Source organism: Paenibacillus sp. FJAT-27812 (genome assembly GCF_001273905.1).
GTDB lineage: Bacteria > Bacillota > Bacilli > Paenibacillales > Paenibacillaceae > Pristimantibacillus.
In genome coordinates this window covers 2,604,969-2,627,189 of the sequence record NZ_LIGH01000001.1, presented here as the reverse complement: position 1 = coordinate 2,627,189, position 22,221 = coordinate 2,604,969, and the positions used below count along the sequence as shown (strand labels likewise).

Genomic DNA, 22,221 nt, shown 5'->3' with positions numbered 1-22,221 from the left:
ACAAAAAAATACCGCAGCAGCGTCCCTACAAGACTTATGCCGAGGTATTCCAATTTGTACGAGCCCGCCTTATGCCTGCGCCCTTACTGCATCCGCTCTCTGCCGTTTCTATTTCCCTGCCACTTCTTATACCATAAATTTACCTGCTGCGGAACAACTATGCCCAGCTCCTTCTCCATCGATTGGAGAAGCCGCTCGTAATGGGCTGTCACCTTGTCATAATAGCCGAGCTCATCATACAGCCGCATGACGATCAGCGCCTCTTCTTCATTATAAGGATCCATCGCTTGTATTCTTTCATAGATTTGCAGCGCATCGGATTTCCTATGGGCATCCTCCAAGTAATATGCGCCAAGCTGCCTCGCGAGGATCAGCCACAGCTGTCTCAAGCGCTCTCTCTCATACTCAGCCCAAATGTACCCGTAATCCTGAAGGTAGTCGCCCTCATAATCCGCCAGCAATTGCAGCACACGATCCACCTGCCCCGAGACAGGCCCGCTCAGCTTGCTCAGCTCCTGCTCCCACAGCTCTGTAATCAGCACGACTTGGCCGATGTCGAGAATATAACCCTCTTGGATGCTCGAATTATGAATCGATATGTTCATATTCATTTTCTGAATGCATTGCCTGATTTGATAAATAGCGGTATAGAGCTGAGTCATCGCCCGCTTCAAATCCATCTCCGGATAAAAAACCTCCAGCAGCGTCGACTTATGAACGATCTGCCCCCGATGGTGCAGCAAATAAGCAAAAAGCTCCTGCGCTTTAGCCGTCCGCCATTTGGGCAGCTCAGGCTGTTGCCCCGAGGACTGGAACTTTAGCATTTTGAAGCAATTGATTTTCTGAGTGTGGTCGATTTCAGCTATTGGCGCTGCCGGCAAGCCTCTCCGCTTGGTCAGCCTATCCATCGTTTTCTGCAACCGAGACATTTGAAGCGGCTTGAGCACATAATCCATCGCATTCAGCTCAAATGCTTGCACCGCATACTCATCATGAGCGGTTACAAATACGATATCCGCAAGCGGACAAACCTCGGAAAGCAGCTCGGCTGCCTGCAATCCGGAAATTTCGGGCATATGAATGTCCAAAAAAATAATATCCGGCTGCAGCACAGCGGCTTGCTCCACGGCATGCAGCGGATTTTGAAACGATTCAATTGACGTTACCTCTGTCGTTTGGCGGAGCATCCTCTCTAGTTGAACAAGAGCCAGTCTTTCATCATCTATTAAAAGCGCCTTCACCTGCTTCACTCCCACATCAGTGTAAAAATAATCCGATTTTATTACTTAAAAAGCGTTGTTGCCGTTTACATACTCCTATCGGCAACTTCTCCGTAATCATTTATGCTCTTGCCAAAAAACGATAAGTCTTAAGAACTATTATGTTCAGAAAATGTATAGATTGGGTTGATATAATGCTAAAGCATGCAATCCTGCTCGCAATTTAGCGAAAAAAGTAAAAAAACAACTAGAATCGAAGCTTCAAACACCCTCGCTAGGCCGGCGCTTTTCTCGTAAAGCTGCCATGCATACATAGATTATCTCATAAATAACAGCAGGCCGATCCCTACATTTTACCCGTTTAATTTAGAAAGGAATGATGCATTGCCGCTTAAACGTTAATCGCTATCTTCGATTAGACCCAATAGACCAAACCAAGATGGAGGATACTAAGAAATGAAAAGAAGAACGATCGCATTAATGGTTGCGTTTCTGCTGATTTTTCAGTACGTGAACTTCGCCGGTGCTTTGAAGACGGCAGAAGCAGCAGGTATTACAGACAATATTATTACAAAAATGAAACTGACTGACAAGGATACCCCTAGTACCGTCATAGCCTCTGTCTATCAATCCGTTTATTATGTAAACCCGGATATCCGTGTCGAATTAGGGCAATATCTGACTTTGAATTATGAGTGGGAGCTTCCTGAAAACCACACTTATAAGAGCGGCGATACGTACACCTTCCAGCTTCCGTCGCAATTTGTCATGTACGGCGGCAATATTTCGGAAAGGCCTTTGGCCGGCACGCCTTCAGTCGGAACTTATAAAGTTACGAACGGAACGGTCCTATTAACCTTTAATGAAGAGATCGAAGGCTCAGCCGTTAACGGAACGCTTAGCTTCTGGAATTACTTCACCGAGCAAAGCATCAACTACAAAACGGAAGTCCCTATTCAGTTCAATATCGGAGACAGCATCACGATTCCGATCGCGCCTAAGCCCGGAACCACCCCCATCGCCAAAAAAGGCATTGCGGACAAGTCCTTTAACGCAGAAAACATTAAATGGACCGTTGACGTAAATAAAAATTTGCAAAAGGTGAACGATGCCGTAGTGACCGACATCATTCCCAGCGGCCTTACTTATAAACCCGGCACGCTCAAAGTATACAAAATGGATACGGATACGAACGGCGTTTTGTCGAATCCCATCCTTGTAACGCCTTTGATCACGGAACCTACGGCTCCTGCTTACGAAATGAAGATCGAGCTCGGAAATATCGCTTCCTCATACCGCGTGGAGTACGAGACGCAAATTACCGATATTACGAAAGCGAATTTCACGAACACCGCCTTGTTGAAAGGCAGCAATATCAGCAATGCCTCAGCCTCTGATACGGTGACGAATACGCGCGGCAAGCTGCTCGAGAAATCGGGTACTTACGACGAGTCTACTCAACTGATTGATTGGGAAATTAAATACAATTTCGGCGAGGATACCATTGCCAATGCAACCTTGACTGACTTGTTTGATAATCGCCATGAGCTTGTCCCAGGCTCCATTAAAGTGTACCCTGCTGCAGATCCGGTTACCGGCACGGCTGGAGCTGAGATTCCGGCAGCTAACTATGCGATAGACACCAACGTTAGCAGCCATCCTAACTATACAGCTAGCAAGAACGGATTTAAACTGACTTTTACGAATCCGAATCCGATTACTGGCGCTTATAAAATCAAATACCAAACTCGCCCGTCATCGAACCTTTATGCCGACGCGACGATTAATAACACCGTTTATTCCGACACGAAACAAAGCTCAGTCAACAAAACGATAAAGCATCACTTCGTGCACAAAACAAATTCCAACGCTAACTACGCAGCTAGAACGATTGACTGGAAAGTAGAAATCAACGCCGACAAATACAATTTGTACGATCTCAAATTCGAGGATACATTCCCTACTCAGCTAGGCGCCTTAAAGCTTGTGCCAGGAAGTCTGGTCGTTAAGCAAAACGGAGTGACCGTCGGCAATTCTGTCTATACGCTTGCTTATAATCCGGTTGGCGATACTGCCACGGCTAAGGGCTTCAGCCTTGTACTCCCGGATGGAAATGCTTCCTATACGATTACGTATACGACGCAGTACGACTATGTAAACACATCTTATTTTTCCAATGCGAACATTGCTTTCACCAACAACGGCAAAGTCATTTGGAAAGAGACGCCTGCTGGCGCCGTTAAGGAGCAAACCGGATCTTCAACGTTTACGCCTAACAAAAACACGCAGGATAACGGCTACAAAAAAGGAAGCTATAACGCGACCGATAAGCAAATCACTTGGACGATCGGCGTCAACTACAATAGCAAAACGATTGCTGACGCTAAAGTCATAGACAAGCTCGAGTCTGTCCAAAAATATGAAGCCGGCTCTATCGAGGTTCGTAAGCTCGTAATCAACAGCAATGGAACGACTGCTCAAGGCGCTGTCGTTCCGGCATCAGAGTACAGCGTAACGAATCCAGATGCAGCAAATTCGAATACGCTGACCGTTGCCTTTAACCATACGATTACCGAGCCTTACCAGATTACGTTCAAAACGAGTCTCATGAACCAGTTCATTGACGACACATTGATTAAGAACGATGCTCTATTCAGCGGAACAGGCTTTAATGAGAAGACTTTGCACGCTGAAGTAACGATCCCTAAAGCAGGTGAATATGTAGCGAAAACCGGCGCGCAAAGCGACGATTCGATCAACTGGACGATCTATATCAACCGCGGCCAATCGACCGTGGCTGGCGCCAAAATCAATGATACGCCTAGCAAAAAGCAAACCTTGATCAAACAATCGTTCAAGCTATTCAACACATCCGTAGCTGCGGACGGTACGGTTAACAAGCTAGGGCCAGTAAATACTAATGAGTACGAGCTAGTGTTTACAGAAAATACCAATCCGGCTATCGATAGCGATGAAACCTTTGAGCTCCGCTTCCTAAATACGATTTCCAAGCCTTACATTCTTGAATATCAATCGATTATTGATGCTAAGGACGGCGAGAAGGTATCGAATACCGCTTCGTTCACAGGAAATGGCGTAGGAACAAAGATCATCGACAACCCTTCCGAGGTCAGAGTAGCACTGTCTGGCGCTGAGGGCAACGGCAGTGTCTATATCGGCTCCTTGAAGATAGAAAAGGTTGATGCGGATGATACAAGCATCAAATTATCGGGCGCAGCCTTTGAATTGACTCGTAATTCCAATGGCAAGAAGTCAAGTGGTACGACCAATGCCGCTGGTGAGCTTGAATTTAACAACCTGCGCTATGGGAAATATACGTTAAAAGAAACGGGCGCGCCTACTGGATATAACATTGACGGTAACGGAATCTATGAGATAACGATAAATTCCTCAACTCCTCTACCGAAGCAAATTGGGAATAAAAAGAAAACAGGCAGCTTGGAAGTGACAAAGGTAGACAAAGACAATAACGCAACCGTCCTTGAAGGCGCTAAGTTCGAGCTATTCAATGTCGCGAACGTAAGCCTTGGACAAAAAACGACAGCGGCTAACGGTAAAGTTTCCTTCACTGATCTCCCGTACGGCAATTATGTGCTGAAGGAAATATCTGCTCCTGCTGGCTACAGCATTGACGGCAGCGGTCAAGTAAATGTAACGATCAATGCAGCAGCTGTTACGCAAAAGGTTGAAAACAAAAAGATCCCTGTCGTTTTGCTTGGCAGCTTGGAAGTAACAAAGGTGGACAGCGCCAATATTGCTGCCGTTCTTGCTGGAGCCAAGTTCGAGCTATTCAATAGCGCGAATGTAAGCCAAGGACAAAAAACGACAGACGCCAGCGGCAAAATCACGTTTACTGATCTTCCTTACGGCAATTACGTGCTGAAAGAAATCTCAGCTCCTGCTGGTTACACAATGATTGGCAATGGCGAGCTGAGTGTAACGATCAATGCTCCAACAAATGCTAAACAAGTAGAGAATACGAAGATCCCGCTTGGCAGCCTGGAAGTGACCAAGGTTGACAGCGATAATGCTGCTATTGTTCTTCAAGGAGCGAAGTTCGAACTGTTCAATAGTGCGAATGTAAGCCTTGGACAAAAAACAACAGCCGTTAACGGTAAAGTATCCTTCACCGATCTTCCGTATGGCAATTATGTGCTCAAAGAAATCTCGGCTCCTGCTGGTTACACAATTAACGGCAGCGGCGAAGTGGCGATTACGATTCAATCAACCGTCGTTAATCCGGTTACCGTCAAAAACGTTAAATTCGTTGCGCCGGTTGTGACGCCTAGCCCAGCGCCTACGGCGACACCCACACCGACGCCAACAAATAAACCTACGGCGACCCCTCCAGTAGTGGTGCCGACTGCAGTACCGTCTCCGACGCCAACTGCTGCTGTTACTCCATCGCCAACAGCGTCACCTGCCGTATCGGCTACGCCGGCACCTACTACTTCTACTGAAAAAGAAGTAACAGAGGTCGACAAGCCCATTGAAGGCGAAGTAGAGATTCCTGAGGATGGCACGCCAATTGGCGGCGTTAAACCAGACCATGGCAAGGTTACGATCACGCCAGACGGCAAATGGGTTTACACGCCGGATCCTGGCTACGTCGGCAAAGACAAGTTCTCGATCATCGTCATCGATAAAGATGGCAACGAAGAAGAAATCTTCTTCGAAATTGATGTGGAAGAGCCGCCGCAAGGCGGAGTTATCGCAACGCCAGACGTACCGGTATTGCCTAAGACAGGCGAAGGCAGCTATCTGCTTATGCAGCTCCTCGGCTTCTCGATGATTACAGTTGGCCTTGCAACACTCGTTGTGAAAAGAAGAAGAACAAGACGTTAATGGTTATTAAAAAAAGGTGGATCAGGATTATCTCCTGACCCACCTTTCTTTTCGTCCACAGGTTCTGCCAATCAGCTCTCCGCTCTCTCCAGCGGAACATCGCGACGGTTCGACGTGCGCGAGCTCCGAAGCAGCTCAAGCAGCGATGCCGGCCCTGAAGCTGCATAATAATTAGCCTGCTCATCAGGAGCGAGTATTACGCCCAGCTGGTGATGCTCCCCCGCAAAGCGCGCCCGCTGCGCAAATTTTAATTCCCCGTCTAAATTCAACACTTCCAGCTTGCAAAAAGCGGAGTTTTGAACGAGCGCCTCATAAAGATCCTCTTTCGTTCTAACCCGCACGCCATTCACCTTATGCAGCACCTCGCCTGTAACGAGTCCCATCGTCGCTGCCGGCGTTCCAGGCACGATGCCCAGTATGCGCAAGCCGCGCGAGTCATGAACGTACAGTGGCGATTGAGCGGCTTCTACAGAGCGGCTGCGCCAAATGATAGCTTCATGGAAGAGCAGCGACACCAGCGCTGCCAGCGGCAGCAGCATAGGCTGCCACCAGGCTAATATTGCTGCACCCGCGAGGCAGATGCTGTATAGGAGCAGCCCTTTGGCTGCATGCTTTGCTTTATCTTTGGGCAGCAATGACCGCGTCATTTCGGTAAAGCCGATAATCATAGGCAGCGCCACAAACGTCCAGCCCTGCGACCAATCCGCTCCAAACAGCGGTGTCCATGGCAACGCCGACGTTGATGCTCCCGCTCCGGCAGTTGGCACAAGCATCAGTAGCGGTACGGGCCAAAAACCTTGAAGCATATAGCCGCCAACGAGCTTGCCTCTTTTTCCTTCAAGAAATAAAGGCGTAGACAACCGATCTCCTTGCCAGCGTACAAGGACAGCCTCTGCCAGATGGAGAAGGGCGACCAGCACAAGCAGCCCTGCTGCATCGATGCTTGCCAGCGACGCTGCCGCTGATCCGAGAAAGTCCGTTCTCTCTGCGAGCGGCGTCCATCCAATGACCCATTGCAAAAGCGTGATTACTCCTGCGCTATATGCGAAGCATAAGTACCTGATCCTTGCGAGCATAAGAATGGCGGCAACCGCCCATAGCCAAATTACCGACTCGCCCGTTAACGACACGCCTACGAACGCTCCTGCGACCGACACGGCTATCCCAATCAACAGCCCTGCCAGCAGCGCTTTAAAAACCAGGCCTACCCAGTTATGGAGCTTAACCGCGAACATTTGCCTCTCCATCCGGATTTGCCTCGTGTACTGTAAAACAATAAACAAAACCGCAATATAATAAAATGGCTGTGCAACCAATTGGACAGCCGCTTTTCCGAGCATTTCCAGCAACTCCATCGCCGTTTCCAAAGCCAACACTCCTTTGCTCGTTCCACATGTCCTTATAAGCGCAAAAAAATAAAAGGCCGACTCCGTTAAACAGAGTCAACCTCTTATTCATTCGACGCATGCGCATTATTTCCTGCCTACCGCTTTAATTGCTTCATGGAGCTGAGTGTCATTTTTCTCATCTTGAATCCATTTAATGACCGCTTTCTCCAGCGCTTCCCCGGTCTGCTTGTCGACCTGTCCCGTAGCCGGCAAGCTATGCTCCGTTTGGAACTTTTTAACGGCCGCCGTTGTATCGGCCCCGAAATAACCATCCTCGCGCTTCGGCTCGTAGCCAAGCCCGTGCAGCATAATTTGTACGCTTCGCACCTGCTCGCCCAGCGTATCCTGCTTAAGCGTCTCAGGCAGCGTTAATCTGGCTACCGTATAAAGATCCGGAGGCTTCACCTCAATATCCGGCTTAATCCCCTTCTCGTGAATCCAATTGCCGTTAGGCGTGAGCCATTTGGCAATCGTCATTTTCACCAGGCTGCCGTCCCCTAATGCCTTGTTGTAGCTCACTTGTACCGTACCTTTGCCGAAGGAGGTTTCGCCGACCAGCTTCGCGCCCGCGCTCTCCTGCAAAGCGCCCGCCAATATTTCCGATGCGCTGGCGCTGCCGTTATTCATGAGAACCGCGATCGGGTAGCTTTTGCTTTGCCCCTTGGACAGCGTTTTCTCCCGATTTCCGTCCCGATCCTCCACCTGTACGACCGTTGTGCCTTTCTCCATAAAGGATTGCGCGATTTCTACAACAACTGGCAGCACGCCGCCCGGGTTGTTGCGCACATCCAGCACAAGTCCTTTCATGCCTTGCTCCTCAAGCTTAGCAAGCTCCTGCTTAAAGCGCTCAGCCGTATGAAGAGAGAACTGTCTGATCTCAATAACGCCTGTCCCATCGGGGCGCAAGCTGCCGTATACCGTTTCCACATCAATATCATCGCGGATGAGCACGAGCTGAATCGGCTCAGAGAAGCCGGCCCGCTGCACCTGGATTTTCGCTTTCGTCCCCTTGGGGCCGCGAATCTTCGCTACCGCATCCTGCAAATTCAGCCCGTCCAGCTTCACTCCATTCACGGAAAGCAGCACGTCTTTAGCTAATAAGCCAGAGCGCTCCGCCGGTGAGCCCTTTATCGGAGATACGACGACAATACGTCCATTCTCAAGCGTCACCTCTGCGCCAATGCCTGTGAACGAGCCTTCAATCGATTCTGAAAAATGCGTCGCCACGTCCTTCTCCATATACACGGAGTACGGATCATCCAGCGAAGACATCATTCCGCTTACTGCGCCATCGAGCAGCTCAAGGCGATCGACCTTTTGATAATATTTTGTTTCGATTAATTCCAGTACCGCATTGATCTTCGTCAGCTCGTCCTGCTTGAGCTTGAAACGCCCGCCGTCATCGGCTGCCGAGGCCGTGAGCGCAGGCCTTGACGCCTCGTCTGGTTTAATAATTTGGTCCGCGATCGTCAGCGTAACGAGTACGGATGCAATCATCGTCAGCATAACGAACGCAAATACTGTGCGTCCTTTGAAATGCACCGGTCTACACCACCTTCTCATCTTACACGGTCTTATTTAAGACCATCCTAGTATATGACAATTCGCTTACAATTATTTGTATTTTAGGGTGAAGATGATCCACGCAAAATTTGGGGGATGTTATAGTTCAAACGAGGCAGCCACAATGGGCTGCCTCTAGTTGTTCCAATATGAATGAATGAGCGCTTATTTTAAATAGCTGCTTGGGTTAACCGGCGTTTCGTTTTTGCGAACCTCAAAATGCAAATGCGGTCCAGTCGAGTTGCCCGTGCTGCCAACCTCGGCGATTTTCTGGCCTTTCGACACCTTATCGCCTTTGTCGACCTTGATGCCGCCGTTGCGAATATGGCCGTATAACGTCCACAAGCCATTGCCGTGATCAATGATGACACAGTTGCCGTAGGTGCTCCATGCCTGCGCGACAAGAACTACGCCGTCCTCCGCCGCGTAAATATCCGTACCCTGCGGTGCGGCAAAATCGATTCCCGTATGCGTGTGCTTCTTGCCGGTAATCGGGTGAACCCGCGTGCCAAAGTTTGAGCTTATCCGGTAGCTGTCCCTGATCGGCATGCCCAGCTTGCCGCCCGAATAAGGGTTCGTTATTCTGTTTTTCTCCGCATTCAGCTTGGATACTTTAGCGGCAAGTGCCATCAATAGATCCTCTTGCTCCTTGCTAATTCCTTCAAGCTCCTCCAGCGTGCTGTCGATTTGCTGAAGCTTGCTGTCCAGCTGTTTAATATTGCTCTTATAGCTCGCTATCATCAGTTCCTTCTCTTGTTCCTTCTTCACAAGATGGGCTTCATACAGCTTGAGCTTCTCATAAATGGCCGTCACTTCGGCAAATTGCTTCTCAACCTCAACTTTTTTGAGGGCAACAAGCTCCTTCTCTTCCCGCTGCTCCGCCAAAATATCGCGATCCTGCGACAGAATCGATTGGAGCGCGTCAAAGCGGTCGATAAAATCAGTAAAGCTAGTCGCGCTGAGCAGCACGTCCATGTACGAAACAAATCCGTTTGTGTACATGAGGCGCATACGGGATTGCAATAGCTCATCGCGCGTTTTCACGCGCTCCTCGGCCTGCTCCAGCTCAAGTCCTGTCTGCAGCAGTTCCTCTTCCTTCGCTTCGCTTTGCGCCTGCGTTTTCGTTTTGTTAATGACGACATTATCGATCTCCGCCATTAAGTTAGCAATAGAAGCCTCCGCTTCCGATTTCTTGCCTTCAATATCAATCTTCTCGCTCTTGGCGCTGGTAGCCTGTTGATGAGCGCTTGCCGCTTGCTGCTCCGCTTTGGCAGCGCGTCTCTCCGCCGCTTTCATTTCCGCCTTTGCGGCTGCAATTTGTTTCTTGATATCGTTAAGGGAAGCAGCTTCTCCGCCTGTTGGCTGCAATACAAACACCGTGAGCATCATCGTAACTGTGAATAGTACCCATTTCTTCTTCTTCACGTTCGCGTCCACCTACACTTTCAAATACTTGCGTATCGAAATCGTACTGCCCCAAACACCGATCAAAGTACCGAGCCCTATAAGCAGCGTTCCGGTCATCAGGCCGGAATCCTCTATCGTGACAAGCTTTATCATCATGAGTGACAGTTCCATTTGCGTAAACTTTACAAGCTGCGAATAACCCGCCAATACCGCTATCGTTGTAATGACCGAGCTAATGATGCCAATTAATGCGCCTTCAATAAAAAACGGCCAGCGAATAAAGGAATTTGTTGCTCCGACCAGCTTCATGATGCCGATTTCCCGGCGCCGTGCAATAATCGTCATTTTGATCGTGTTAGAGATGAGGAACATAGCGGTTACTGACAAACCGATAACGACGACGATTCCTATGTAACGAACAGCGTTTGTAATTTTGAATAATGTTTCTACCGTGCCTTGCCCATATTTGATTTTGGCAATCGGGATAAGCTCGTCTGCTTTATTGATCGCGTCGATCTGCTTGGCTGCCGCTTCGATCGATTGCGGATCGTAAACCTCTACCGTAAAGGAATCCGGCAGCGGATTTTTTTCTTTTTCATAACCGTCAAGCAAATCCTTGTTCTCGTCGCCCAGGTTTTTGCGAAGCAGCTCCAGTCCCTCTGCTTTGGACACAAACGTTACTTTGCTTACCTCGGTAAGGTTGCCGATTTTATTTTGCAGCTCCGTTATTTTCGCTTTATCGACATTAAGTTGCAGGAATACGCGAATTTGCACCTGGCTTTCAATTTGTGACGCCATATGGTTCACGTTCAAAGCCAGCAATAAAAAGATGCCAAGAATGAACAAAGAAATAAAAATGGAGCTCATGGAAGCAAACGACATCCAACCGTTTCGAATGATGTTTTTGGCGCCTTCCCGGAGATGACGGAGTATGGTTCTAAGCTTCATAACCGTACTCCCCTCTTGCTTCATCACGAACGATATTGCCGTTTTCGATAGCAATGACGCGCTTGCGCATGGAGTTGACGATATCTTTGTTGTGTGTGGCCATTATGATCGTTGCGCCGCGAAAATTGATTTCTTCAAGAAGATTCATAATGCCTAGCGATGTTTCCGGGTCCAAGTTGCCTGTAGGCTCGTCCGCTACGATAACCGATGGGTTATTGACGATCGCCCGCGCGATCGATACCCGCTGCTGCTCGCCGCCCGACAGCTGCGATGGCAGGCTTGTATGCTTATGCTTCAGTCCGACGAGGTCGAGCACTTCCATCGTCCGTTTCTTGATTACACGAGTCGGCGCTTCGATAACTTCCATGGCGAAAGCGACATTTTCATATACGGTTAGTTTGGGTAATAGTCTAAAGTCCTGAAAAATAACGCCAATATTACGTCTTACAAAAGGAATTTTGCGCGGCTTCAGCTTGCCTATGTTAAATCCGTTAACTGATAGCTGTCCTTTGGTCGGTACTTCCTCGCGATAGATGAGTTTCATGAATGTCGATTTACCTGCACCTGATGGTCCTACTAGATAAACAAATTCATTACGATCTATACGAACAGAGACGCCTCTTAACGCATGCGTTCCGTCGATGTACGTTTTCCATATGTCTTGCATCTCAATCACATTATCACATCCTGTTAATAGTCAGTAGTACTATTTCGACAGTTTGTGCTGAATTCCTTCATAAGAAGCTGGCAATCCTCATTTTTCACAAATCTCATAAATATCCAAATGTCGAAACGAACTCAACTTTCTGAATAGACAAAATTACAGGGCAACGCGCATATACATGTAAGACTGTCCTTGTTTAAACACGCAGAAAGGAGTGATTCGTATCGTAAAACGTATACACATCGGTATCATCGTTATCGCTTCATTGCTTCTCGTTGCCGCAGTCGGCTGGGGCTTTGTCTGGAATTACGCGCTTCAAAAAACCGTTCCTGCTGAGGTAGATGCCGGAGGCATCCCTATCGGAGGCATGCCGGTGAGCGATGCTCTGAAGCTGCTGGATCAATATGAAAACTCGCTGCTGCAGCGGACGATTACGATTCATGCCACGGCTGCTAACGGCGACAACAAGCAGTGGACCGTTGCTGAGCTTGGCTACAAGGCTGAATTTAAGGGCGTTCGCGATGCTTTATTAAAGCTGGGCGAGGGTGATATATGGGAGCGTGCCGTTTATCGGCATCAATTCGCCAAAACATACGGGCTGACGCAGGGCTGGAACCGCGATGTGTTTGATGCCGCCGTCCGCAAGCAGTGGAGCTGGATTGAAAAAAGCGAAACCAAAAACGCTGCCCGCACGATCACCGATACGGATAAAGTCATTTATGAGCCGCATGTTGACGCTTACCGCTTGGACATCGGGAAGCTGCTCGATGAGGTCGATAACTTTGTCGTGCTGAAAAAGGAACAGATTGGCGCATCAGTAAAGCCTGCCTTTGAAGCTGAGCTGCCGATCGCGGTCATCCATCCCGAGCTTACGCTGGAGAAGCTGAAGGACGAGGGGGTCGAGCGTAAAATTGTCGAGTTTTCGACTGACTTCAAAACGAGCGCCGAGGGCCGCGCCCATAATGTCACGGTTACCGCCGAAGCTTTGAACGATTGGGAGCTAGCGCCAAATGAAGTGTTCGACTACAGCAAGCTGATCGCGAGAGCGGAGGAGCTTTACGACTACCGCGAAGCACCGGTTATTTTGAACGGCAAGCTCGTGCCCGGCATCGGTGGCGGGATCTGCCAAGTATCCAGCACCCTCTATAACGCAGCGCTGCGCGCAGGCCTTGAGATCGTGGAGCGGCGCAATCATTCGCTGCCCGTTGCTTATTTGCCGATAGGCCAGGATGCCACTTACGCAGGCGGAGCCATTAACTTCCGCTTTAAAAATACGACAGGCAAACATCTCGTCATTCGCACCCTCGTAGAGGACCGCAGGCTTACCGTTAAAATATTCGGTACGATGAAGGCAAATGAACGCTACGAGATCAATTCCGTAACGCTCAAGACCATTGCGCCGTCCGTGCAGGAGAAAAGCAATTCCCGTCTATCTCCCGGCCAAAAGGTGACTGTGGAGAAAGGCAAGGAAGGTTATGTGGTCGAAACGTTCCGCACGCTGCTGCGTGACGGAAAGGTCGTATCCCGTGATCGGCTATCACGGGATACGTACAAAGCTCAGCCTAAGGTGATCGAGGTCGGGCCGCTCAAGGGCGGGAATGGCCCGGCTGCAACGCCGTCTCCGGGACCGGATACGACAGAAGGGCTGCTGGAGGACGGGATTTAGGGAATTTAATCTCAGCTAGAAGCATCTTGATTCCAACGCCGCCATATAAAAAAAGCAGCTCAGCTGATTGCCTCAAGAGGCATCGCTGAGCTGCTTTTATAAAGCCTATAAAAGGCTGTTCATCCTTATCTGCTGCGCTCCAGATACTCGGTTACCCAAGCAGCCGTTTGCTCCAGCGCCAGGCCGGCGCGGCCGATAGCATCCTGTACCTGCGTTTTTGCCGTACCGCCGTAAACGTTACGCGCATTAACGACCTGCTCCGGTTGAAGCACCGCATAGATGCGGTCGTCGAACAGCGACGAGAACTGCTTGAATTCCTCTAGCGTCAAATCCAGCAAGTATTTGTTTTGCTCGATGCAATACAATACCGTTTTGCCGATAACCTCATGCGCTTGGCGGAAAGGCAAGCCTTTGCCGACTAGGAAGTCCGCGATATCCGTTGCGTTCGAGAAATCCTGATTCACCGCTTGGCGCATCCGGTCTTTGTTTACTTTCATCGTCGCGATCATCGGAGCGAACAGTTGAAGCGCGCCTTGCAGCGTCTTCACCGTGTCGAACATGCCTTCCTTGTCTTCCTGCATGTCTTTGTTATAAGCGAGCGGCAGCGACTTAAGAACAGTCAGCAAGCCGACAAGATCGCCGTATACCCGTCCGGTTTTGCCGCGTACAAGCTCCGGCACGTCCGGATTTTTCTTTTGCGGCATAATGCTGCTGCCTGTGCAGAAAGCATCGTCCAGCTCAACGAAATGGAACTCCGTGCTCGACCATAGAATAAGCTCCTCGCTCAGGCGCGAGAGATGCATCATAATGATCGAAGCGTCAGCCAGAAACTCAACGATGAAGTCACGGTCGCTTACAGCATCCAGACTGTTCTCGTAGACGCGGTCAAATTTCAATTGGCTCGCCACAAAATGACGGTCGATCGGGAACGTCGTTCCAGCCAAAGCGCCCGCTCCAAGCGGAAGCACATTGATACGCTTATAGCTGTCCTGGAGACGCTCGATATCCCGTCCGAACATCGACACGTACGCCATCAAATGATGCGCGAACAGAATCGGCTGCGCGCGCTGCAAATGCGTATAACCCGGTACAATCGTATCGATATTCGCTTTCGCCTGCTCAATAAGCGCCGATTGCAGCTTGTGCAGCATATCCACGAACTCGACAACACGTTTGCGCAGCCACAGATGCATATCCGTCGCCACTTGGTCGTTCCGGCTGCGGCCGGTATGCAGCTTGCCGCCTACCGATCCCACATCGTCGATCAGCGTCTTCTCGATATTCATATGAATATCCTCGTCGCCGATCGAGAATTCGATGTCGTCGCGCTTGATGCGTTGAAGGACGCGGTGCAGGCCGTCCTTAATTTTTTCCACGTCGTCTGCCGGAAGAATGCCTTGCTTGCCGAGCATCGTGACATGCGCAAGGCTGCCTTGGATATCCTCTTCAGCAAGCTCCTTGTCGAACATGATCGAAGCCGTATATTCCTCTACCAATTGGTCCGTTTTTTTCGTAAAACGACCGCCCCATAATTTGCTCACTGGTTCGTTACACTCCCTTGTAAACCTTATTTATTGCTAACTGCAGAGGACACTTTAAGACGCAAAGCGTTCAGGCGGATAAAGCCTGTTGCATCGCCTTGATCATACGCTTGGGAAGGATCAGCTTCCATCGTTGCAATGTCTGGATTGTACAAGCTGACAGGGCTTTGTACGCCTGCTCCAATTACGTTTCCTTTGTAGAGCTTCAAGCGAACGACGCCGCTCACGTTCTTTTGCGATTCCGTAACAAGTGCCTGCAGCGCAAGGCGCTCCGGCGCGAACCAGAAGCCGTTGTATACGAGCTGGCTATATTTTGCGATCAATGAGTCACGAAGGTGCATAACCTCGCGGTCCATTGTCAAAGATTCCATTTTGCGGTGAGCGGTGAACAAAATCGTTCCGCCCGGTGTTTCATATACGCCGCGGCTCTTCATGCCGACGAAGCGGTTCTCTACCATATCTACGCGTCCGATGCCGTGCTTGCCGCCAAGCTCGTTGAGCGTATCCATAACTTCAAGAGCGCTAAGCTCTTTGCCGTTAATTGCCGTACAGTTTCCTTCTGCAAACGTCAGCTCCACATACTCCGCTTTATCCGGCGCATTTTCAGGAGATACGCTCAGCACATACATGCTCTCGTTCTCTTCGGAGCTTGGATCGAACCAAGGATCTTCCAGCATGCCGCTCTCAAAGCTGATATGCAGCAGGTTGCGGTCAGTCGAATAAGGCTTAGCCGCAGAAGCGGTTACCGGAATGTTGTGCTTCTCCGCGTAAGCGATCATTTCTGCGCGGCCCGGGAATTCCTCGCGGAAAGCTTCAAGGCGCCAAGGGGCGATAACGCCGATCTCAGGAGCCAAAGCAGCAGCAGTCAGCTCGAAACGAACTTGGTCATTGCCTTTGCCTGTTGCGCCATGCGCAATATAAGCCGCACCCTCGGCACGGGCGATATCAACCATGCGTTTTGCGATTAGCGGACGTGCAATGGATGTGCCAAGCAAGTATTGGCCTTCATAAAGCGTTCCCGCTTGGAACATCGGGTAGATAAAATCTTTGGCGAACTCATCGCGAAGATCGTCGATGTACACTTTGGAAGCGCCTGTTGCCAGTGCTTTTTCTTCCAAGCCGTCAAGTTCGTCCTTTTGACCGATATCCGCTGTAAAAGCGATAATTTCTGCGTCATATGTTTCTTTCAACCATTTGAGGATAACCGAAGTATCCAAGCCGCCGGAGTAGGCGAGTACGATTTTTTCTTTTGCCATGTTCGTATCTTACTTCCCTTCGAATAAATTCATATTGTTGGAGCGACAAACCTAGGACATAATAGCGGCCATAATCGCTTTTTGCGCATGAAGACGGTTTTCTGCCTGATCAAAAATGATCGATTGGTCGCCGTCGATAACTCCCTCGCTCACTTCTTCGCCGCGGTGCGCCGGCAAGCAGTGCATGAAGAGATGATCCTTCTTCGCGTATTTCATCAAAGCCTCGTTTACCTGATAAGCGGCAAAAGCAATCTCGCGTTCCTTCTGCTCCGCCTCTTGGCCCATACTCGCCCACACATCCGTGTAAACGATATCGGCATCGGCAATCGCTTCCTTCGGATCGCGGCAAATATGAATTTGCGAGCCTGTCTCGGCAGCATGATCCTTCGTTTGCTTAATAATATCGGAATCCGGCTCGTAGCCCTCCGGCGTCGCTACGGACATATGCAGACCAAGCTTCGCCGCGCCCATAAGCAGGGAATGCGTCATATTGTTGCCGTCGCCGATGTAGGCGATTTTCAACCCTTCCAAGCGGCCTTTTTGCTCAAGAATCGTTTGGTAGTCCGCCAGCGCTTGGCAAGGATGCGACAAATCCGTCAATCCGTTGATGACCGGAATCGTTGCTCCGCGAGCGAGTTCAACCACTTTGCGGTGCGCGAATGTACGAATCATAATACCGTCCAAATAGCGGGACAACGTCTGAGCTGTATCCCAGATCGTCTCGCCGCGGCCGATTTGCAGGTCGTTCCCGCTAAGGAAAAGCCCTTGTCCGCCAAGCTGATACATTCCTACTTCAAACGAAACGCGCGTGCGAGTCGATGATTTTTCGAAAATCATGCCAAGCGTCTTCCCTTTTAGCACATGATGCGTTTCGCCTGCTTTTTGTTTTTGCTTAAGATCAATCGCGAGGTCGATCAAGTAACGGATTTCCTCCGGCTTGAAATCGACCAGCATTAGAAAGTCGCGCCCTTTCAAGCTTTGAGCCAATTCCTCATTTACTGTTCCTTGCATGGTGAAGCCCTCCTTCAGGTTAAAACCATTTGCATTGTTATGTTGTTAAACGACAGGACGCTTCGCTTCCAGCAGTTCTGCTAGGATCGCTACGGCTGTATCGATTTCTTCATCAGTGACGAGCAAGTTAGGCAATAGGCGGATAACGTCCGGACCTGCCGAGATGGCAATCAATCCGCGCTCCTGCGCCTGATTCAAAATATCAGCAATCGGCTCTGCGCATGCAATGCCGACGAGCAAGCCAAGACCGCGAACCTCTTTGACAAAAGCATTGGCAGCCAGCTTCTCCCGAAGCTGCGACATCAAATACTCGCCTTTTTGCGCGGCGCGCTCTGACAGGCGATCGCCTACGATCGTCTCAAGCGTCGCTTTTACGACTGCTGTCGCAATCGGCGTTCCGCCGAACGTTGAGCCGTGGCTGCCTGCCGTGAAGCCTTCGCGCAGCTTTTCCTTCGCTGCCATCGCGCCGACCGGGAACCCGCTGCCGAGACCTTTTGCCATCGTAAAAATATCCGGCTCAATCCCGTAATGCTCGTAAGCGAACAGCTTGCCTGTACGGCCCATGCCCGTTTGGATCTCATCCACAATAAGCAGGATGCCTTGCTTCTCGCACAATGCGGCAAGCTCTTTCATGTAGGCAGGGTCAACCGGATAAATGCCGCCCTCCGCCTGCACCATCTCCAGCATAATCGCTGCAGTCTGGTCCGAAACCGCCGCTTCAAGCGCAGCCAGATCGTTTAGCGGAATGGTTTTGAACCCTTGCGGCAGCGGCGCAAAACCTTCCTTCACCTTCGCTTGGCCTGTCGCCGTAAGCGTCGCAAGGGTGCGTCCGTGGAAGGATTGCTCAAACGTAATGATTTCAAAACGGCCATTGTTCAGCACCTTTTGATTATAACGGCGTGCCAGCTTAATGGCCGCTTCATTCGCCTCGGCGCCTGAGTTGCAGAAGAACACCGCATCCGCGCAGCTGTTATCCGTAATTAGCTTGCCCGCTTCCGCTTGGTTTGGAATGTGGAACAGGTTCGATACATGCCACAGCTCATCAAGCTGCTTGATAAGCGCCTCTTTGATCTGTTTAGGGGCATGCCCGAGATTCGTAACGGCAATGCCGCTCATAAAATCAAGGTATTTATTTCCTTTATCATCCCACAGCCAGCTTCCTTCGCCCTTTACCAAAGCCATCGGATATCTTGCATAGGTTGGAAATAAAGATTGGTCCACAGCATCAACCGTTTTTGTCTCACTCACCCGCCCTTCATTCGTCTGAACAATACGCGTGCCTACGCCGCCCTCGCGGACAGCTCTCGTCAGCACGCCTGGCTCCTCGCCGCTTACGATCACGACCTCGCGCACGCGTCCTTGTATACACTGAATGGCTGCACGCACTTTTGGAATCATGCCGCCGTAAATGTCACCGCTCGTTATCATCTCTTCAATCTCGTCCACGGTTACAACCGGAAGCACCTGCTTCTGGCCATCTACCGTTTTCAAAATGCCCGGCACGTCCGTTACGACAATCATCTGCTCGACACCAAGATGGGACGCAACCGCGCCTGCCGCCGTATCTGCATTAATGTTGTAGCGCTGTCCTGCGCCATCAATGCCGATTGGAGCAATGACCGGAATGTATCCCATTCCCATCACGCCTTCGATAATATCGGCATTCACGTCGGTGACATCGCCTACGAAGCCGATCTCCGCTGCATTCGCAACAGGCTGAGCCTGAATGAGCATGCCGTCAACACCAGATAGGCCAAGCGCCTTCGCGCCGTTGATCTGAATTTTACGAACGATTTCTTTATTGATCCGGCCCGCAAGCACCATCTCGACAACATCAAGCACCGCTTCACTCGTTACGCGCAGCCCATTTACGAACCCCGTCTCGATGCCGAGCTTGCCGAGCGTGTCCGATATGGCAGGACCGCCGCCATGCACGATAACCGGCAGAACACCCGCTAGCTGCAGCTCGCGCAGCTCATCAAAAAAGCTGCTCGGAAGCGCCGCCAGCGTGCTGCCTCCGCATTTCATTACAAATCGTTGCTCCGTCACTGTTCCATGCCCTCCAAGCGTGTACTTTGCTTTAAGTCCGATATGCCGCATTAATGCGGACATAATCATAGGTCAGATCACAGCCCCATGCTGTCGCTGTTCCTTCGCCATTATGTAGATCCACGCGAATAACAACCGTATCGCCCTTCAAATATTCCAAGGCAACCTCTTCGTCGAACACGACAGGACGAGATTGCTCCAATGTCAAAATATCGCCTAGCCGGATATCAACCGTCTCAGGGTTAACCGGCTGGCCTGCGCGGCCCACAGCCGCAATAATGCGGCCCCAGTTCGCATCCGCTCCGAATACGGCCGATTTCACGAGCGACGATCCGATAACCGTCTTCGCAATCGCTTGTGCGGAATCGTCGCTAACCGCTCCGTTCACCCGTACCTCAACAAGCTTCGTCGCGCCTTCGCCATCGCGGGCGATCGCCTTCGCAAGCACCTCGCAAACATGGCGGATCGCTGCCGCAAATGCCGCCCAGCCCGCATGCGCTTCTGTCAGCTCGTTATTGCCAGCAAGACCGCTCGCCATAGCCACGAGCATATCGTTTGTGCTCGTATCGCCGTCAACCGTAATCATATTGAACGTCAAGTCCGTCGATTGGCGCAGCAATTGTTGAAGCGCCTCGCTGCCGATTGCCGCATCCGTCGTTACGAAGCCAAGCATCGTTGCCATATTCGGATGAATCATGCCAGAGCCCTTCGCAGCGCCGGCCACATGCACGGTTTTGCCATCCAGCTCCAGCTCAACGCATACCATCTTCTGTACCAAATCCGTCGTCAGGATCGCTTGGCAGAAGTCGTCCGCGCCTGCGCGACCGCCATCCAGCCTAGCCGGAAGACCGTCGATGCCCACGCGTACTTTATCCATTTTGAGCAGCTCGCCGATAACGCCCGTTGACGCTACCGCTACATGATTCGCCGATACACCAATCGACTCCGCGAATCTAGCACGCATTTCGTATGCGTCCGCGTCGCCTTGCTTGCCTGTGCAGGCATTCGCGTTGCCGCTGTTCACGAGCACAGCGCGCAGCAAGCCGCCCGCTCCGATGCTCTCGCGGGTAACCTGCAGCGGAGCAGCCTGAAACACGTTAGTCGTATAAACACCGGCTGCCGTTGCCGGCACTTCGCATACGATCGCGCCAAGGTCGTGACGCGTCGTTTTTTTGAGGCCGCAATGCAATCCCCCTGCTTTAAAGCCTTTGGGCGTTGTTATCGAGCCGTCTGCGACGACTGAGAACAAGGCTGCTGTTTGATCCTGTCCCATCGTAAAATCGTATCTCCTTCACCTGTATGAGTATGGATGATGATTTCAAAAGATATGTTTCGTTATTTACGGATAAACGGGAACGAATTGCAGACCAAACGTCTCGTCCCAGCCCATCATCAGGTTCAAGTTTTGAATCGCTTGACCTGCTGCGCCCTTAACCAAGTTGTCGATAACCGACACAATCGTTACGCGGCCCGTACGCTCATCGACCGCAAAGCCGATATCGCAGTAGTTGGAGCCCCATACTTCCTTCGTGGCCGGCCATTGTCCTTCCGGACGAATACGCACGAACTTGTGCCCTTCATAATAAGTGCGATATAGCTCGATAAAATCGCTAGTGCTGCGCCCGCCCTGAACGGTTGCGTACATCGTGGACATAATGCCGCGTGTCATCGGTACAAGATGCGTCGTAAACGTCGTTACGACCGGCTTGCCCGCCGCATCAGACAGCACCATTTCGATTTCTGGAATATGCTGATGCTGATTAAGCTTATAAGCTTTCAGGTTTTCATTAAGCTCTGAATAATGAGTGCCCAGCGAAGCGCCGCGACCCGCACCGGAAATGCCCGATTTGGCATCGATAATAATGGTAGCCGGATCGATCCAGCCTTCTTTTACCGCCGGAATAAGTCCTAGCAGCGTCGCTGTCGGGTAGCAGCCCGGATTCGATATGAACGAAGCATCCAGCACCTGATCCCCATAGATTTCTGCCAGACCAAACACCGCTTGCTTCAAATACGCCTCATCCGCAGAAGGCTTCTTATACCACTGCTCGTATAATGCAGGCGATTTCAAGCGGAAATCTCCGGACAAATCAATAACCTTCAAGCCTGCCTCAAGCAAGGACGGAACCAGCTTAGCCGCAACTCCCGCGGGCGTAGCAAGAAATACGACATCCGCTTTCGCTTTGATCGCGGCAGGATCGACATCATCAAGAAGCTCCTCGCGAATGTTCGTCAAATGCGGATAACCTTCTGTAATCGGCGTACCTGCGCTGGAAGACGAGATGATTGAAGTCACCTCTGCCAGCGGATGGGATGCAAGCAATCGAATGAGCTCTACACCGCCGTAGCCGGTTGAACCGATAATCGCAATTTTCACCTTATTGCTCATGTTTATCTCTCCCCAAAACAAGATGCTGCGCGTGGTTTCGACCTTCATTGGCAAGCTCGCTGCAGCTTTATCTATTGCTCTTTCCGCATGCGGAAAGCTTGACTTCTTTCACAACTAATAATTGTACAACATTCGGCAGTTGATGGAAATACGCACATTGTTTCGTATTATTATACATTCGAATTCATAATAATACAACGAACAAATGAAGCGATTATATGAACAAAAATGCCCAATTTCATGCGCCGGAACA

14 protein-coding genes and 1 pseudogene are annotated in these 22,221 nt (G+C 50.5%); 2 read left to right on the top strand and 13 right to left on the bottom strand.

Features of this window, described 5'->3' with window-relative positions; translation table 11 throughout:
* Positions 1-83: 83 nt before the first annotated feature.
* On the bottom strand, positions 84-1,241 hold the full coding sequence (locus ADU23_RS11300; protein WP_053373841.1) for a response regulator: 1,158 nt from the start codon (positions 1,239-1,241) through the stop codon (positions 84-86).
* Positions 1,242-1,676: 435 nt separating this feature from the next.
* Between ADU23_RS11300 and ADU23_RS33935 the strand changes: the two genes are divergently transcribed.
* Complete coding sequence (locus ADU23_RS33935) at positions 1,677-6,086, top strand: collagen binding domain-containing protein (protein WP_053373840.1); 4,410 nt, start codon at positions 1,677-1,679, stop codon at positions 6,084-6,086.
* A gap of 71 nt (positions 6,087-6,157) precedes the next feature.
* Here ADU23_RS33935 and ADU23_RS11290 read toward each other — a convergent pair whose 3' ends face one another.
* From ADU23_RS11290 to ftsE, 5 genes are all read right to left on the bottom strand, one after another.
* A complete protein-coding gene (locus tag ADU23_RS11290) occupies positions 6,158-7,453 on the bottom strand; it encodes a PDZ domain-containing protein (RefSeq protein WP_053373839.1) in 1,296 nt (431 codons plus the stop codon).
* Positions 7,454-7,558: 105 nt separating this feature from the next.
* Positions 7,559-8,980 carry a S41 family peptidase gene (locus tag ADU23_RS11285; RefSeq protein WP_141680424.1) on the bottom strand — a complete coding sequence of 474 codons (1,422 nt, stop codon included), beginning with the start codon at positions 8,978-8,980 and terminating at the stop codon, positions 7,559-7,561.
* A gap of 222 nt (positions 8,981-9,202) precedes the next feature.
* Positions 9,203-10,462, bottom strand: a complete 1,260-nt coding sequence (locus ADU23_RS11280; protein ID WP_231637356.1) for a murein hydrolase activator EnvC family protein — start codon at positions 10,460-10,462, stop codon at positions 9,203-9,205.
* Positions 10,463-10,474: 12 nt separating this feature from the next.
* Positions 10,475-11,392: a permease-like cell division protein FtsX gene (ftsX, locus tag ADU23_RS11275; protein WP_053373837.1), complete on the bottom strand. Its 918-nt coding sequence runs from the start codon at positions 11,390-11,392 to the stop codon at positions 10,475-10,477.
* Positions 11,382-12,068 (bottom strand): cell division ATP-binding protein FtsE, encoded by a 687-nt coding sequence (ftsE, locus tag ADU23_RS11270; protein WP_053373836.1) that lies wholly within the window; start codon positions 12,066-12,068, stop codon positions 11,382-11,384. The genes ftsX and ftsE overlap by 11 nt, the downstream gene beginning before the upstream one ends.
* Positions 12,069-12,270: 202 nt before the next feature.
* On the opposite strand from ftsE, the gene ADU23_RS11265 reads away from it, so the two are divergent.
* A complete protein-coding gene (locus ADU23_RS11265; protein ID WP_157265727.1) occupies positions 12,271-13,722 on the top strand; it encodes a VanW family protein in 1,452 nt (483 codons plus the stop codon).
* A 125-nt stretch (positions 13,723-13,847) separates the two neighbouring features.
* Here the strand turns inward: ADU23_RS11265 and argH are convergent, their stop codons facing one another.
* From argH to argC, 7 genes and pseudogenes are all read right to left on the bottom strand, one after another.
* Positions 13,848-15,263, bottom strand: a complete 1,416-nt coding sequence (gene argH, locus ADU23_RS11260; RefSeq protein WP_053373835.1) for an argininosuccinate lyase — start codon at positions 15,261-15,263, stop codon at positions 13,848-13,850.
* 26 nt (positions 15,264-15,289) lie between these two features.
* Positions 15,290-16,519, bottom strand: coding sequence for an argininosuccinate synthase (locus ADU23_RS11255; RefSeq protein ID WP_053373834.1), 1,230 nt, complete (start codon positions 16,517-16,519; stop codon positions 15,290-15,292).
* 51 nt (positions 16,520-16,570) lie between these two features.
* On the bottom strand, positions 16,571-17,530 hold the full coding sequence (gene argF, locus ADU23_RS11250) for an ornithine carbamoyltransferase (protein WP_053373833.1): 960 nt from the start codon (positions 17,528-17,530) through the stop codon (positions 16,571-16,573).
* Between the two features lie 45 nt (positions 17,531-17,575).
* Positions 17,576-18,802 (bottom strand): acetylornithine transaminase, encoded by a 1,227-nt coding sequence (locus ADU23_RS11245; RefSeq protein WP_053377582.1) that lies wholly within the window; start codon positions 18,800-18,802, stop codon positions 17,576-17,578.
* Positions 18,803-18,871: 69 nt separating this feature from the next.
* Positions 18,872-19,558 (bottom strand): annotated as a pseudogene (gene argB / locus ADU23_RS32090) (acetylglutamate kinase); the annotation flags it as partial.
* 52 nt (positions 19,559-19,610) lie between these two features.
* Positions 19,611-20,852 (bottom strand): bifunctional ornithine acetyltransferase/N-acetylglutamate synthase, encoded by a 1,242-nt coding sequence (gene argJ, locus ADU23_RS11240; protein ID WP_053373832.1) that lies wholly within the window; start codon positions 20,850-20,852, stop codon positions 19,611-19,613.
* A gap of 66 nt (positions 20,853-20,918) precedes the next feature.
* Positions 20,919-21,968 carry an N-acetyl-gamma-glutamyl-phosphate reductase gene (gene argC, locus ADU23_RS11235; protein WP_053373831.1) on the bottom strand — a complete coding sequence of 350 codons (1,050 nt, stop codon included), beginning with the start codon at positions 21,966-21,968 and terminating at the stop codon, positions 20,919-20,921.
* Positions 21,969-22,221 lie beyond the last annotated feature (253 nt).